12 protein-coding genes and 1 tRNA gene are annotated in these 16,408 nt (G+C 36.3%); 3 read left to right on the top strand and 10 right to left on the bottom strand.

What is annotated here, in order from left to right; translation table 11 throughout:
* Window positions 1–46 precede the first annotated feature (46 nt).
* From C245_RS0116945 to map, 3 genes are all read right to left on the bottom strand, one after another.
* Window positions 47–820: a class I SAM-dependent methyltransferase gene (locus C245_RS0116945; protein ID WP_026110123.1), complete on the bottom strand. Its 774-nt coding sequence runs from the start codon at window positions 818–820 to the stop codon at window positions 47–49.
* A 79-nt stretch (window positions 821–899) separates the two neighbouring features.
* Entirely contained in the window at window positions 900–1,274 is a 375-nt protein-coding gene (locus C245_RS0116950; RefSeq protein WP_017497800.1) for a GxxExxY protein, read from the bottom strand.
* Between the two features lie 67 nt (window positions 1,275–1,341).
* A complete protein-coding gene (gene map, locus C245_RS0116955; RefSeq protein ID WP_017497801.1) occupies window positions 1,342–2,160 on the bottom strand; it encodes a type I methionyl aminopeptidase in 819 nt (272 codons plus the stop codon).
* Window positions 2,161–2,411: 251 nt separating this feature from the next.
* Between map and C245_RS0116960 the strand changes: the two genes are divergently transcribed.
* Window positions 2,412–3,665: a DUF445 domain-containing protein gene (locus C245_RS0116960; protein ID WP_017497802.1), complete on the top strand. Its 1,254-nt coding sequence runs from the start codon at window positions 2,412–2,414 to the stop codon at window positions 3,663–3,665.
* 103 nt (window positions 3,666–3,768) lie between these two features.
* Here C245_RS0116960 and C245_RS0116965 read toward each other — a convergent pair whose 3' ends face one another.
* The 6 genes from C245_RS0116965 to C245_RS0116990 form a co-directional block, all read right to left on the bottom strand.
* On the bottom strand, window positions 3,769–5,157 hold the full coding sequence (locus C245_RS0116965; protein ID WP_026110124.1) for a TolC family protein: 1,389 nt from the start codon (window positions 5,155–5,157) through the stop codon (window positions 3,769–3,771).
* On the bottom strand, window positions 5,072–6,502 hold the full coding sequence (locus C245_RS0116970) for an HlyD family secretion protein (RefSeq protein WP_017497804.1): 1,431 nt from the start codon (window positions 6,500–6,502) through the stop codon (window positions 5,072–5,074). The genes C245_RS0116965 and C245_RS0116970 overlap by 86 nt, the downstream gene beginning before the upstream one ends.
* Before the next feature lie 3 nt (window positions 6,503–6,505).
* The gene (locus C245_RS0116975) at window positions 6,506–8,173 is read right to left on the bottom strand and encodes a peptidase domain-containing ABC transporter (RefSeq protein ID WP_017497805.1); all 1,668 of its coding nucleotides are present in this window, start codon (window positions 8,171–8,173) and stop codon (window positions 6,506–6,508) included.
* Window positions 8,174–8,189: 16 nt separating this feature from the next.
* Entirely contained in the window at window positions 8,190–8,861 is a 672-nt protein-coding gene (locus tag C245_RS0116980; RefSeq protein WP_026110125.1) for a TetR/AcrR family transcriptional regulator, read from the bottom strand.
* Window positions 8,862–9,063: 202 nt separating this feature from the next.
* Window positions 9,064–10,581: a 2,3-bisphosphoglycerate-independent phosphoglycerate mutase gene (gene gpmI / locus C245_RS0116985; RefSeq protein WP_017497807.1), complete on the bottom strand. Its 1,518-nt coding sequence runs from the start codon at window positions 10,579–10,581 to the stop codon at window positions 9,064–9,066.
* Window positions 10,582–10,720: 139 nt separating this feature from the next.
* The gene (locus C245_RS0116990) at window positions 10,721–13,147 is read right to left on the bottom strand and encodes a DUF5916 domain-containing protein (RefSeq protein ID WP_017497808.1); all 2,427 of its coding nucleotides are present in this window, start codon (window positions 13,145–13,147) and stop codon (window positions 10,721–10,723) included.
* Window positions 13,148–13,465: 318 nt separating this feature from the next.
* Between C245_RS0116990 and C245_RS0117000 the strand changes: the two genes are divergently transcribed.
* On the top strand, window positions 13,466–14,188 hold the full coding sequence (locus tag C245_RS0117000) for a murein L,D-transpeptidase catalytic domain family protein (protein ID WP_017497810.1): 723 nt from the start codon (window positions 13,466–13,468) through the stop codon (window positions 14,186–14,188).
* Here C245_RS0117000 and C245_RS0117005 read toward each other — a convergent pair.
* The gene (locus C245_RS0117005) at window positions 14,177–15,685 is read right to left on the bottom strand and encodes a murein L,D-transpeptidase (protein ID WP_232424377.1); all 1,509 of its coding nucleotides are present in this window, start codon (window positions 15,683–15,685) and stop codon (window positions 14,177–14,179) included. The genes C245_RS0117000 and C245_RS0117005 overlap by 12 nt on opposite strands.
* A 641-nt stretch (window positions 15,686–16,326) precedes the next feature.
* Here C245_RS0117005 and C245_RS0117015 point away from each other — a divergent pair.
* A tRNA-Gly gene (locus tag C245_RS0117015) sits at window positions 16,327–16,399 on the top strand.
* The last annotated feature ends 9 nt before the right edge of the window (window positions 16,400–16,408 follow it).

A 16,408-nucleotide genomic window follows, 5' to 3' on the forward strand; every position in this document is an offset into this window, starting at 1 on the left:
GAAAACTCTTTTTAAATGAACTTGTATCACTTATATGGTGAAAGAATTAGTTTTCCTGTTTGAAGCAAAGTGGGATGATTTCGCCTTTTGCCAGACAATATTTTTCTACCAGTTCCGGAGAAATTTTATGAGTATAGTCTTCTTCGATAACGATAAAACCAATGCTTCTTAACTTGTCAAAATAATCACGGCCATAAATACGCACGTGGTCGTACTGACCAAATATTCTGGCACGTTCTTTTTGATCGGTGATGGTGTCGTCAGCAAAAGTAACCGCTCTGGATAAGTCCTGCGGAATTTGAAGAATCGCCATTCCGCCCGGTTTTAAAACACGAAATAACTCCTGCATGGCTTTAGTATCGTCCGGAATATGTTCTAAAACGTGGTTGCATAAAATAACATCATATTCATTGTCTTTAAAAGGCAAATTACAAATGTCTGCTTTTACATCTGCCAAAGGCGAGAACAAATCGGTTGTCGTGTAATCCAGATTTTTCTGTTTGCGGAATCTTTTGTAAAAAGCTTGTTCCGGTGCAAAATGCAATACTTTTTTAGGTGCTGTAAAAAAATCAGTCTGATCGTTTAAATACAGCCACAGCAAACGATGTCTCTCTAATGAAAGTGTGCTTGGCGAAAGCACATTGTTACGTTGTTTCCCATATCCATAAGGCAAAAAACTTCTAAAACTTTTCCCGTCAATCGGATCAGTATATTTGCTTCCTCTTAATGATAAAGCTAAAACAGGACGCGCCACATAACTTAAACGAATTAATATTGGACGGGGTATTGTATTAAGTACTAATTTAAAAAGTTTCTTCACGGTAAATGTATTTGAACACGAATTTCACTAATTAACACGGATTAATGTTGTGGTGAAATTTCACGAACCTTGATTTGGGTTAAAGTATTATTCTTTTATATTTAAGGCTGTCTTCTCCAAAATTAACTAGTAAACCCAGTTTGTTTTGTGAGGCGGCCAGGTAATTTAATGTTTGTTTTATTTCACTTGTTGTTAGAGCTGTAATTGCTTTAAGTTCCAGAATAATTTCGTCAAAAATAACAAAGTCTGCAAAATAGTAACTAGGCAATATAATATCTTTATAAACAATATTATACCTTAATTCCCGATTGTACGGGATATTGTTTTTTTGAAATTCATATTCTAAAGCATCACCATAAACCTTTTCACTATGTCCCTTTCCTAAAATTTTATGGACTTCCATACAGATTCCAATAATTTTATAAGACTCATCTTTTAAATATAAATCACTCATCATTCAGTCTCTCTATCGGTGTAATTTCAGCAAAAACAATATTTCGTGTTAATTAGTGAAATTTGTGTTATAAAACCAACGGCACTTTTCGGAATTCATCTTCCTCATTGCTTTCAATTCCAAGCGCTTTATAGATGTATTGAAAAGTCGATAAGATTTCTGGTTTACCATCCACTAAAGCAACGTCGTGTTCGAAATGAGCACTTGCTTTTCCGTCTGCGGTAGTAATGGTCCAGCCGTCTTTGTGTTGTTTGATGTTTCGGGTTCCAAGATTGATCATAGGCTCGATCGCTACAACCATTCCTTCCACAAACAGTTTTCCGCGACCGCGTTTTCCGTAGTTTGGCATTTCAGGTTCTTCGTGCATTTTCTGCCCTAAACCGTGTCCTACCAACTCGCGAACTACTCCGTATCCGTGAGCTTCTGTATATTTCTGGATCGCATTTCCAACATCTTCCACACGATTTCCGGCTTTAAATTCTCTGATTCCTACGTAAAGAGACTCTTTCGTTACTTTCAAAAGTTTTTTAACTTCGGGAGCAACTTCTCCAATTTCGAAACTATAGGCGTGATCACCGTGATATCCATTTTTGAATGCACCGCAATCTACCGAAATAACGTCACCGTTTTTCAAAGGTGTATTGTTCGGAATTCCGTGTACAACCTGAGAGTTTGGACTCATACAAAGTGAATTCGGGAAATCATACAGACCTAAGAAGCTTGGAACTGCACCGTGATCACGGATAAATTCCTCAGCCAGTTTGTCCAGGTATAATGTAGTTACTCCTTCTTTAATTTCAGAAGCAATCATTCCCAATGTTTTAGATACGATCAAAGCACTTTCGCGCATTAATTCGATTTCTTCACGTGATTTTACAATAATCATAATTTCGGATTTTCAGTTCGCAAAAGTACAAATTTTAATATTATCTTTTTATTTAAAAATTTTTCGCAACGAATTCACGAATTAAAAGGAATGACAGGCGTTTGAAAATTAGCCACGAATTCACGAATCAATATTTATGCGTAAAGTTTGCCAATAGAAATTCGTGAATTCGTAGCGAACGGATAATTAATGAAGGGGTTATTGGTTCACAGAAAAAACGTAAATTAGTAATCATTGAAATGAATTAAATTATGGAGACGTCTGTAGATCATGAAAATATAGTAAAGAAGAAAGCCCTGAAAAGGATGAAAAATAATGCATTGGGACTCTTAGGTATCGCAGTGCTTTTGTTTGTAGTAGCGGTTTATTTTAAGATTCCGATGCTTCAGGCTTTTAGTGAAGCGGCGATGGTGGGCGGTATCGCCGACTGGTTTGCAGTGGTGGCATTGTTCCGTCATCCGTTAGGAATTCCGATTTGGCACACGGCCATTATTCCGACTAAGAAAAATGAAATTGGTGAAAACTTAGGGAATTTTGTTTCGGAAGAATTTCTGAATCGGGAGAAACTGGAAATAAAACTCGAAGAATTTAATTTTGCTACGAAAGCAGCTGATTGGCTTTCGCAGGAGGAGAATGCCAATAAAATTGCCAGTGTTGTGGCTTTAAATATTATTCCGGGAGTTTTAAAAACGATAAAAGATGAAGATATCAAACGATTTATTCAAACTCAGTTCAAAGAAAAACTGGAAGCAATCAACTTTGGAGATTGGGTAGCACTGGCGTTAGAGCCTTTGCAAAAAGGAAATGTGAAAGAGGAACTGCTGACCAACGTGCTGAATGTGATGAGTACAGAACTTAGTAATAATAAAGACCTGATTCGGAAAAAAGTGAAAGCATCGACACCGTTTTTAAGTTTTGGTTTGGCGGATAAAAGCATTACAGAGGGAGTTTTTAATGGACTTGCTGATTTTTTAAACGAAGCCAAACATCCCGGAAGTGCTATCAGGATTAAGATAGACGAGTATGTGTACAATTTTCTGGACAAAGTAAAGCATTCAGAAGAGATGCGGGAGAAGATCAACAATATGATTTTGAATTTTGCCGGAAAAAAAGAGGTTCAGGATTATGTCAACGGAATTTGGGATGAAATAAAAAGATCGATTTCAGCTGATTTGGAAAAGGGTGAAGAATCGTCAATTAAGAAAAATATTTCGGGTTTGATTCAGGGGTTCGGAAATGGATTAAAAGAAGATATCGTTATGATCGATAAGATCAATAATTTCATCAAGAACGATTTGCTTTCGATGCTGCTAAACAATAAAAAAGTAATTGGAGATTTGATTTCGTCTACCGTGAAAAGCTGGGATGGAAAGGAGGTTTCGGAAAAATTAGAACTGGAGATCGGAAAAGATCTGCAGTACATCCGAATCAACGGAACTCTGGTAGGAGGTCTCATTGGACTTGTAATTTATGCGGTCGAATGGACGTATCATTATTTGGTCTAATCCATCAGTAAAAAAAGATTTAACACATAGAGACATAGATTGAATGCACAAAAAAGAACGCAAAAAGAAATATGTTTCTATGTGTTAAAGTAGATTTTAAACTTTAATCCGGATTGGCCATGATTTTGAACAACTCTGAATTTGAGATGTAAAATCGGTTGTCCAGAGCAATTGCGGCTAGTTTTGCGCTAACCAAATTGTTTTCTCGTGTATTGATCAGAAATAACGAGCTTTCTCCAAAAGAGAACAATCGTTCTTCTGAGGTTAACATCGCGGCATTATTTTCTACTAAATTTTTTACCAGTTTCTTTTGTCTGATCAGCGAATTGATTTCTACTTTCTGTGCACTTATTTTGTTGGTCAGCTGTGTTCGTTCCAGAGCAAGAGCAAATTCATTTTCCTGGAGTTTGTATTTGGCCAGTTTCAGACTTCCACGTTCTTTTCGAAGAAACAAAGGAAAGTAAAATTCTAAGCCAACTTTGTAATCGTCAAATTTATAATTGTCAATATATCTAGGATCAGATAAGTAAGAATACCCAACGTTTATTTTAGGCAACAGCATGTTTTGCTTCAGGTCTTTTTCAACCTTGAGTAGGTCTATTTTATTTTGCAGTGCATTCAATTTCGGATGTGTTTCTAAGTTGGTATCGCCTTGCAGTAGATCGTTTGTTTTCAGCGTTTCTTGTAAAGTCGATTCAAGCGCTGTTTCCGGCACTAGCTCGTCTGAAATTTCCAATGGGATATTATTCTCCAGCCACATATAATTCGATAATTCGAGTTTGGCTTTGGTTAATTTTAATTTAGAATCTTCCAGGCTTAAGGCTCTGTTTCTTACAATAATTCCGGCTTCAATACTGTCTATTGCCGGCTTGTCGCCTTGTTCGATGAGCGATTTGATTCCTTTCAGACGAATTTCAGCATTGTTGTTGTACATTTCATAAAGTTTCATTTCCTCGAAGTTTTTCTTCCAGTTGAAATAAGCCAGTGAGGCATCATACAAAATGCCAACTGCCTGAAGTTTTCTTTCAGCCTGACTTAGTTTGATTTGAATTTTAGCTTTTCGTACATCTGCCATTCTCTGGTTGATGAACAATCCCTGTCCAATTGGAATACTGATCCCAAAAGAAGTTAATCCCTGATTGGGAGTAGTATTTTCAGGATTCAGATAAACCCCTTCGTTATTGTCGAATCCGGCTTTCAGTTCAATTCCGTACCAGGTCGGGATCTTAAAACTGCTGTTTAAAATCGAATAATATTCTTTGTCTTTAAATTTTTTTTGGCTGAAATCAACTTCAATTTTTGGGTCAAAACCACCACGTGCCATCATCAGATTGGCTTGTGCTTTGCTGACTTCCAAATTGGCATTTTTAACTAATGGATGGTATTTTTTTACATACCCCAAAAACTCATTGTAGGTGAGTTCTTTTGAGAAGGGCTGCTGGCCAAAAACGGTACAGCCCAGAAAAAGAAAAGCGATAAGTATTGGTTTCATTATTTTTTTCTTTAGTTACTTTTTGGGTACTTTTATAATAATTAGGAGGGAATCCGTTTAGGGTTCTCCAGATTTCGAACCAAATTGGCACCGTGTCTAATAGGGCAATAGTTTGAGCACCGGAGCCAATACTTAATTGTTTTGGCCATTTCGTCTCATCCGGGTCCGGAGCAATTAAGATTCTGTATTTACCATTCTCACTGATGAAGTTTTCTATGGCTACCACCGTTCCTCCGAAAGTTCCGTAAGACATGTCCGGCCATCCTGAAAACACAATGGTAGGCCATCCGTCAAACCAAACGCGTACTTTTTCTCCTTTTCTGATCAAAGGGAGGTCAATTGGGCTGATATAGGTTTCTACTGCGATATCATAATGAGAAGGCATTATTGTTACAATTGGTGTACCTTCTTTTATCGTTTCACCTAAACCTGCCTGCAAAGCGCGGTTGATGTAACCGTCCTGTACCGCTCTGATGTAGTACATGCCATTACGCAAACTGTAATTGGCATATTGATTCTCCAGTTTGCTCACCTGTGCTTCCGTATCAAATTTATTACTCAGGGTGGTAAATTGGTCACTTCTTGCTTTGGCTACTTTTTCACCGTACTCCGCCGTAATTCTGTTAATCTCTACTCTGGCATTGATGTATTCATTTTTGCTGGTGAGGTATTTGTTTTCCTGCGTGATGATTTTAGCATCTACATCTTGCAGTTTCAGACGTTTTTCTTCGACATCGGTAAGTGGTTTCAAACCTTCTTTGTTTAATTGGACCGAACGATTGTACTGTGTATTGGCAATTCGCAATTGTGTTTTTACAGCTACAAGATCGATACTGTCACTTTTTATTTTTAAAAGGGATTGTTTGACTTTATTTCTGGCTTGTTCCAGTTTTAGCTTTCTTTCGTTTTCAATCGCCTGAATCTGACCGGAAAGCGTGGTTACTTTTTCGCCATAAGATTCTAAGGAGTTTTTCTTCGCATCGACCTGATTTTTGGTGTTTTCAACCAAATTAGGATCCATATAATCTTCCTTGATCTCAGAAATAAACAGAATCGTGTCTCCTTTTTTAACAAAGTCACCTTCCTGCACGTACCATTTTTCAATACGTCCTGAAATCACACTCTGAATCGATTGTGGTCTTTGGTTGGGTTTTAAAGTGGTTACCGCTCCCGAACCCGAAATATTCTGAGTCCACGGCAATAAAAGTGCAATAATTCCTAGTATGGAAGATGCGATTATAATTCGGTTTAAAATTTTATAATGTGGCCTGTTGCTTAGGTTTCTTACAGTCTCATAGCGATCAAGCGGCTGTAATTTTGTTTTATTGTCAGAGATATTTAACATGGCTTATTGTTTTTTTTGATCCAGTATAATTTGACCGTTTTGCATTGTAATTTTTCGCGTCGATTTGGTTTTCCAATATGGATTTTTGGAAGAAACGATAATCGTCCATTTGTTCTTATCCGAAGTAATAAAATCTATGATTTCATTCGCCACTTTTTCGTCCATAGTGTCTGTTGGATCTTCGTAAAAGAGCACTTTTGGCTTGTGGATAATACTTCTGGCCAACAGGATTTTTTGAGCATTAGAAGACGATAACTGTTTTCCTTCCGGGTGAATATGGGTATTCAGGCCTTTAGGTAATAATTTAATCAGCGGACTAAGCTGAACTCCGTCCAGTGCCCATTTCAAATCTTCGGTACTGATCATTGGATCATTAAAAGTAATGTTCTCTAAAATAGTGCCCTCAAATGGTGTTTCGTTGTGAATGATGCTGCCAATTTGTGAGCGGTATTGTTTCAGATTTATTTTTCTAAAAGTATCGTCGTTGATGTAAAAAGCTCCCGAACTTTGTCTTAATAAGCCTGATAGCAATCGAATAAGCGTTGTTTTTCCTGATCCGTTTTCACCTTCAATAACAATTTTTTCACCCTGATCGATTTTTAACGTAATAGAATCTAAGGCATTGGTTGGAGAATCCGGGAATTTGAATTTTAAATTCTCTGTTTCTAAAGAGATGCTGTTGTAACAGTGATCGTTTAGAGAATCAGACTCGGAGTTTTCCTCTAAAGCTAAGTCCGTTACCTGTCCGATTTTTTCAACAGAAGTTAAAACATCATAGAAGCTTTCAAGTCCCAGAATGATTTTTTCTACCGATGTAATCACAAGTAAAATGATAATCTCAGCAGCAACAAACTGCCCGATGTTCATTTCCTGGCTTAGTACCAGGTACCCTCCGATAGACAATAAACTGGCGGTAATAATGACTTTGAAAATAATCAATTGGGTAAACTGTTTTTTGATTACGCTAAAGTGTTTCTCTCTGTAATTCAGATAACCCGCTACGATCGAATTGTTTTTTTGAAGCGCAAAGTCATAATTCAGTTCATTGCGGAAACTAAAGTTATTACGGGCCATTTCCTGTAACCATCCCGCCACTTTGTATTTGAATTTGGATTCTTTTAAACTTGTTTCTAAACCTGATTTGTATGAAAATTTAAAAATAAAGTACAAAAGAAGGAACAGTAAAAGTCCGAACACAATAAAATAGGGATGATATAAGGACAACAGAATAATTCCGAAAGTAATCTGCAGTAAAGCGGCAGAAAAATCGGTTAATAATTTTGAAGTTCCTTTTTGAATCGTTAGGGTATCAAAAAATCGGTTTGTTAGTTCCGGTGGGTAAGTACCGTACAATTCTTCTGATTTTATTTTTGGCAGACGGGCTGCAAATTCAAAAGAAGCACGAACAAATATTTTTTGCTGTAAGTTCTCTGTGATACGCAGCTGCATAAACGAAAGCACTCCAACAAGAGCTACACCGCCAACTACAAGTATAATAAGCACAATCCAGGAAACACTAACTCTTCCGGATTGTATAAAAGTAATGATGGCCTGAATTCCCAGTGGAAGCGATAAACTGACTAATCCGGCAAAAATGGCATAGAAAAAAATTTGGTAAATGTCTTTTTTGTCCAGTTCAAGTAAATGGTAAAATCTTTTTAAAGGAGTCATACTGTTTTTGTTATAATTAGCGCAAAACGTTTTCTGCAAGGTTTAGGTAAAATTGAGTTGTCGTAACCGTCTCATTACAATCTGTAATTGTTTTCAAATGATCCGTTAGAAAATGCTGATGTAAACTTCCTTCAACAATGGTTGAAACTAGTGATTTGGCATAAGGATAATCGGGATTTACTTCTTTTACAATCTCAACAATTCGATTAATCATTCTTTTGTAAATTAAGAAAAAGCCCTCTTTGTTTTCCTGATCCACTTCTTTTGTATGAAGTGTTTTGGTGAACTCGGCAATTATAATCTTATTTAAAATAGACTCATTAATATGATCTGTATAAATATCGTCAGATATTTTTTCGGTTACAATCGTAATGGCTTTTTTAAGCTTTTCTTTTTTATCGGTGATGTTAGTGGTATTAAAAACTAATTTATACTCGATCCAGCTCCAGTACCAGGATGACAGGTATACCAGCAGTTTGTGTTTGTTCTCAAAATAACGATAAATCGAACTTTCGTTTGAACCTATTTTTTCACCTAACTTTTTAAAGGTAAAATTATCAAAACCAATATCGTCAATTAGAAGAATACTCTGCTCAATTATTTTTTTTCCCAACGCAGATGTTTCCGGATCTTTTACATAGATCTTTTCGTTGATCTGCATTTTTATATTTGATAGTATAATTTGCATGAAAAACATTTTTTTTGCAAAGATAATAGTAAAGCTATTAATTAAGAAATTTTAACTATTATTTATGTTTGTTTTTTTAGTCCCGGTCCTGTTTTAAAATAGGAAACCCGACAGATTTTAAAAAAAAACTGTCGGGTTTATTTATTTTGAGGATTTAGTATTATCGCGATTCAGACTGAAAACTGCGACTAAAAACTAAATACTACAACAACGAATGGCAAGTCATCGCATTTGGCTGAGGCACGCCCATTAATTCCAGAATAGTAGGAGCTATGTCACCCAGAACACCATCCTGAATATTTTTCAACTCTTTATCGACTAAAATAATCGGTACCGGATTGGTGGTATGTGCTGTATTTGGACTTCCGTCAGGGTTAATCATCGTTTCACAATTTCCGTGATCGGCAATAACAATCGTGGTGTAATCGTTGGCAAGAGCCGCTTCGATTACTTCTTTTACGCAGGCATCTACTGCTTCACAGGCTTTAATTGCAGCACTCATGATTCCGGTATGCCCCACCATGTCACCATTGGCAAAATTTAGACAGACAAAATCTACTTCGCCTTTGTTTAATTCAGGAACCAAAGCGTCTTTTAATTCATAGGCACTCATTTCCGGTTGTAAATCGTAAGTGGCAACTTTTGGAGAGTTTCTTAAAATACGTGATTCTCCTTCAAATGGAGTTTCTCTTCCACCCGAAAAGAAAAAGGTCACGTGCGGATATTTCTCTGTTTCGGCAATACGAATTTGTTTTTTACCTGCTTTTTCTAAAACCTCACCCAGAGTTTCAGTAATATTATCTTTGTTGTAAACGACTTTTACGTTTTGATACGTTTCGTCGTAATTGGTAAGCGTTACATAATACAAGTTTAATTTGTGCATGTTCTGCTCGTGGAAATCTTGCTGCGAAAGCGCTTCTGTAAGTTCACGGCCTCTGTCGGTTCTGAAGTTGAAAAAGATAACAACATCATCCTCGCTGATGGTTGCCAATGGTTTTTCCTGCTCGTCAACCATTACGATTGGTGCGATAAACTCATCAGTAACATCGTGTGCATAACTGTCAAGAATGCTTGAAACCGCATTTTTAGACGGAGTTCCGATACCGTTTACTACTAAATCATAAGCAAGTTTTACACGCTCCCATCGTTTGTCACGATCCATTGCATAATAACGCCCAACGATTGAAGCAATTTTTACAGGAGTATTTTTGATGTGCTCTTCTAAATCCTGAATGTATTTTGCTCCCGATTTAGGGTCAACATCACGACCGTCTGTAAACGCATGAACAAAAACATTTTCAAGTCCGTATTCCTGAGAAGCATCAATTAATCCTCGTAAGTGTGAAGTATGAGAGTGAACACCTCCGTCGGAAACTAATCCTAAAAAGTGAACTTTTTTATTGTTTTCTTTAGCATAAGTAAAAGCATCAATAAGTACCTGTTCTTTGGCAAGTGTTTGATGTGCTACGGCTAAGTTTATTTTGGCTAAATCCTGATATACAATTCTTCCGGCACCAAGATTCATGTGACCCACTTCACTGTTTCCCATCTGACCTTCAGGCAAACCAACGTTTAATCCGTCAGTACGAAGCTGAGCGCTTGGGTAATTTTTGTAAAGGCTGTTTATAAAAGGAACATTTGCATTGTCTATTGCAGATACTTTAGGGTCAGGAGATTTTCCCCAACCGTCTAAAATCATAAGGATTACTTTCTTGTTCATTAGTTTTCGTTTTTTACAAAGATAATTCATTTCTAAAGTCGACAAAAAAGCGCGGTGACAATTATGTTTAATAAAATGAAGCGTAGTAAAAAATACTAATTTGGTTGCAGAACCCTAAAAATTTTAAAATTAATTCACGCTAGGCTCTCCTTCTGATCTTATTTTTGACCCCATTATAGTCTATAAAATATTTCACACTTACTGAAAAGATATGTTTTAAGGCCTGATTGTTCAGTAAATCGGTGATGTTGTGTTTAAAGTCTTTGTTGATAATACGTTCAAAATTAACACCATTATTACGATATAAAACCGAAAGCTGACTACCCGGAGCAAACCACCAGGAATACGATAAATCAGTGTTCCAGGAATAAAAGCTTGAGTTTTTATTCTTGGTGTATTGTGGATAAGACGTTAAAGTTCCATTTTGCTGAAGTTCTAGGATGTCTTTATTTTCGGCATAAGACCAATATTGTCTTACAGCCAGATTAAGTGTCATCGCACTGTTTATGGCATATTTTCCGTTTAAAGTGTTCGAATAAGTAATAACATTTCGATTCGCAAAAACGATCGTTTCAGGAGTGTTGTCATTATCATCATCGTCAAAATCGTCAATATAACCTTTGTTGTTGTTTCTTCGAAGAAAGCTAAAAGCATAGGTTAGTAAAAGTTTATCGCTAAAACGGTATCGTGGTCCAACATCAACACCATAGGCCATTCTTCCTGCTTCATCGGCAAAGATTATAAATGGATTTAAGTCCAAAGCAAATTTCTTGTTGTAATTAGTCGAAACGCTTCCCCAGATTTCTATTTTTCTTGGAATGATGACATAGCGGTTTTCTGCTCTTGGTTCGTAATAATCATGTGAATTTAGAGGAAAAATATCAATTCCGGCACCGTAAAAATTGTTTTTCAGAGTAGAAAGATTGACTTCTGCACTCACTTTATTATCCTGTACTTTTCCGGATTCTTTATTGAATTCGGTATACATATCATAATCAATCCTGAAAGTATTAAAGAGTTTTGTAGGGTTTAGAATGCGGTAGTTACCATTTCCGTAAAGATTGTAATAATTGGTGTAAAAATTAATTCCCATGTCGTTGGGATCGAAATTTTTAGAAACAAAATCAGAGCCAATACTATAGCGATAATTTCCGCTGGTTTCGGCAAAACGAATGGTGCTGAAAACACCATTTTTGTCTTCAGTATCGTTAATCAAACTGTATTTTACATTACCGGATAAGCTGTACGTGTTGGCTTTAGTTCTTAAATCCCAGGCCAGTGCCGTTACGTTGGCATCCCTGTAATGTCCATTTCGGGTAACGTTTGTATTGATAAGAGTCACGGAAGAATTTTTGCGAAAGCGCTGATCTAAAATCAATACATTATAATTGGTTAGAGGTTCAGCAACCACACGTCTTGTATCGCCTGAAAGAGTGTCTTTTATCGTGGTAAACGTTTTTTCGGTAACCGCATTTAAAATCCCGATTCCTAATCCTTTTTGAGTTCTTCCTGAAATTTTTAAAGCATTGATGAGGTTCACATTCTGAACTTCTTCAATTATTTTTTCATTATCATTTAAAGTAATGTCTATGGAAGGCTTACCTCCAATTCTTCTCGAATAAAACAAACCTCCCTTATTGAATAGATCGGTTCCTTCTGTAAAAAAGGCCCTGTTTTCGTTGAATTGCTGTTCAAATGGACCTAAATTCAAAATCTGATCGTCGTATTTCGTTTGCCCAAAATCAGGAATCAGAATCGCGTCAAGAGTAAAAGCGTCATTAATACCGTACTTAATATCCATACCGCCTTTCAGTGTTCCATATGTTTTTTGACTGTCTGAAGCATTTAAATAATAAGAGGCGTAAGGCATAAAAAACAATCGGGTAGGAGGTTTTATATTGACAATTCCTTCCAGATTACCATTTTGCTGCGTGAATGTTCCAATTTTGGTATCGATTAAATTCCAGGTATACTTTTTACGTTCCCGTCTGATCTCCCTGTAGAAATTAATGCCCCAGGTTTGTTTGTCTGCGGCTGAAAAGCGTAAGGCGGCATAGGGGATTTTGATTTCAACGGCCCATCCTTTGTCATTCAGCACCGCTTTGCTGAGCCATACCGCATCCCAGGAATAGTCCTCGCCATTGGCATCTGTCATGATGCAGTCACCCTGTACATCTGCTGCCGATACAAAAAACTGAAAATTTTGCTGGCCATCGTTAAAGCCATTGATAAAAACACCAAACATATCGGAAGTTCCGAAATTATCACGCTGCGAAATTTCTTTTAAAATTTTAGAAGGATCATCGTGAAGTGTTGCGGCAATATAGATTGCATCATTATTGTATAAAACCCTGACTTCGGTTTTTTGACTGTCTGGAATAGGTTTACCGTTATCGGGCTGATACATTACAAAATCTGTGGCAGGAGAAACATTTTTCCAGGCAGGTTCATCTAGTTTTCCGTCAATTAAAATGTTTTCCTTAGTCAGTTCAGCCTGCAGTGTTTTCTTTTGGGCATGACACCAAAAAGTAAAAAAGAGAAAGCTGATAAAAACTAATTTTTTCATAGTATTTTAAAAAATAAGAAGAATGGATATTGCGCTTTGGTTAACAGACCCTGTTTTGTTTCAAATGTTACAGTTTTAATTGAAATAAATGATTTTTCTGTATTTTTTGCAAGAAAAGTACGAAAAATCAATTTTTTATTCATCCTTGAGTAAACCTCCTACAAAAATATTTGTTTTTTGAACCAAATACTAATTTGTTAAGCTGATTCTGTTAAAGTTTCACCAAAAAAGGGCTGATTTACAGCCTTATATTTTGCCAGGTATATTTTTTTTATACTTTTGCCAAACCCAAACCTCTGTTTAACCTAAAGAAATTCAATGATTTACAAGATTTATCCATTACTGGTGTTTTTGCTGTTATCTTTTGGTAAAGATTCAAACAACACCTCCGAAGTTAAAAAAGCAGCTGTAAAAACTATTGCTAAAATAGAAACGCTTACAGTTGATTCGAAAATTGAGAGTATTTACAATACCTTAAATCCCAATCATTTTTCACTACCTGAGCTTAGAACTTTCTCTGAAGCCTTAAAAGGGTTTTACTTGTTGAAAGAAAGAGGCGTAATCCAAAAAGACATCCTGACACTTATCGATTTTAGCCTGTCGTCAAACACCAAACGTTTGTGGGTAATTGACTTGGCTACCAATACTGTTTTATTCAATTCTTTAGTAGCTCACGGTAGAAATACCGGAGAAGAATTTGCATCTAATTTTTCAAATGCCAATTCCTCTTTCAAAAGCAGCTTGGGATTTTATGCTACAGGCGAAGTCTATAAAGGTAAACATGGTGTTTCTTTACGCTTAGACGGATTGGAGAATGGAGTGAATGACAATGCCCGCGAACGTGGAGTTGTCATGCATGGAGCTGATTATGTTTCAGAATCGTTTATCAGAAACAACAAACGATTAGGAAGAAGCCAAGGATGTCCGGCAATTCCAATGGGATTGACTAATGAAATTATCGAGATCATAAAAGACAAATCGCTTTTGTATATCTATCATCCATCCAGAAGTTTCACGATGGAAGAGAGGCTAATTTCTTAATTTAGCGTACAAATCCGAATCCAGATTATAAATGTCAGCTCTGAAAATGAGCTGATTTTTTTTGCTCCATGCCGTCCAGTACCATTGGTATAAGGCATATTTTTTTGTGATTCGAATACTGGTTGTTTTTTTGGAAGCGATGATGGTGTCAATTTTATCTTTAGACCAATTTGTTGAATCTCCCAAAATATGTTCAGCCAGTTCCAGCGGATTTTCTACACGCACACAACCCGAACTTAAAGAGCGGTTGTTTCTTCCAAAATTATTTCGATGATTCGTATCATGCAGGTAAACACTATGATTGTTTGGAAACAAAATTTTCATTAATCCCAAAGCATTATTGTAACCCGGACTCTGTACATAACGGTAATTTCCCGGTTTATTTTCGTTCCAGGCATTAGGCTCAACTACCTTTCCGGCAGTATCATAAATAGTAATATTTTTATTCGCCAGATAATTTCGATTGCGTTTCATTGCCGGAACTACATCTTCCTTTAAAATAGTTGGCGGTACCGTCCAGGTTGGGTTAAAAACCACCGTTCTTAATTTTGAAGTAATGATTGGAGTTTTTCTCTTACTTGTTCCTACGACAACATTACGCACCAGAGTTGTATCCTGACTTTCAACAACATTTAATTTGTAATCAGGAATGTTGATAATAAAGTAGTCTTCGGCCAAATCAGTAGTATACCATCTCCAGCGTTCTAAGTTGGCGATAATTTGATGTTTTCTTTTCTCTTTAGAAAAATTCAGGGCACTTATCGTTCCAACTCCGATAACACCATCAGCAGCTAAGCCATGTCTTTCCTGAAATTTTTTAACCGATTCGAAAGTTTTGTGGTCATAAATAGAAGTAAGACTGTCCTTTCCGGTCATGTCTTTCCAGAACAAGAGTCTTTTTTTGATGTTGATCAAAGCGGTGTTAGTATCATTTAAGGTGATTTTGGTAACCGATTCAATAGGCTGGATATCGTCATCCGGAAAAGTATTGATGATTTCCAGTGCTTTTAAAAGTTGTTTGTAAGGAGATGCCTTCGATTGAATGCCGTCTACAATACTATCCAGTTTGTTTTTGTTGAATGCTTTTATCAGGACATTGTTTACGTCAAATGTTTTTTCTTCGAGATCCCAATCGGTGTATAGTTTTTTGGGGTCTAGTTTTCCTTTGTAAAGATGGTTGAGGTATTTTTCAAAATTATAAGTCAGTAAAACATCGTAGGTTGCCAGATCAGAATCACTTAACGAACTAATTTTACTTTCGAATTTTTGTAGTTTCGAAGCTTTGTAATCCTCAGGATCCAGACCCAATTGCCCGGCATCGGCCAATTGCGACAAAACATAAGTTCTTTTTTTCAGGTTTCCCCAAACGGTCATGTTCTCTGATGAGTTGTAGAACAGTTTAAGTGTTTCGCTTTTAAAGGTACCAATCAGAGCGGTATCAATAGAAACCTTTCTTTCATCAGTAAGTATAATAGCCGGGGCGACTTTTTTTACCACTGGAATAACTTTTGGTGCTTCTTTTTTGCAACTAATGAATAAACATATTATAAATAAAAAGTAAAAATTCTTCATTCAATATTCTTTTAAATATAAAGTAATACGCGCTACAGTTTTTAATTCGAACTAAATTACCCGGGGATGGAAGATTGTTCTTTTTCTAAATGTACGATAGCGTTTTGATGTTAAATCAAATTGGCTTTATCTGTGCTGCAGTAGGTTTTGCTGCGTTAGATTGCGGCCTTTTCAGATTCTTTACTCTTTTGAAGCTTTTCTGTAAAGATTTTCCGGATTTAAATTTGATTTTCTCGGCAAATATAGGTCTGATTTTTTCAAATAATGTAATATTTCTTATTAATTTTTCATTATTTAAATAAGCCCGTTTAATAGGTCGTTTTTAAAGCTTCTCCTTCAAAGATACAACTTTCGGCTGATTTTTCCTTTCGAAGGTGGATTGATAATTGGAATAGATTTCTTTTGCTGTAGTTTCTTTCATACGAACCCCATTTTATGAGAAATAATTGATTTTATAACTTTTTAATTTTAAATAAGTTATCGTTAAATGTGATTTTTTATTGATTTTTTTTGCCGAAAAGCTTAGATTTTACTGAACTTATGCCTTATATTTGCACCACAGTAATGCGAAAGTAGCTCAGTTGGTAGAGCTCCAGCCTTCCAAGCTGGTTGTCGCGAGTTCGAGCCTCGTCTTTCGCTCTTAAAAAA

The organism is Flavobacterium sp. WG21 (assembly GCF_000335775.1).
In the GTDB taxonomy this organism is placed as follows: Bacteria; Bacteroidota; Bacteroidia; order Flavobacteriales; family Flavobacteriaceae; genus Flavobacterium; species Flavobacterium tructae.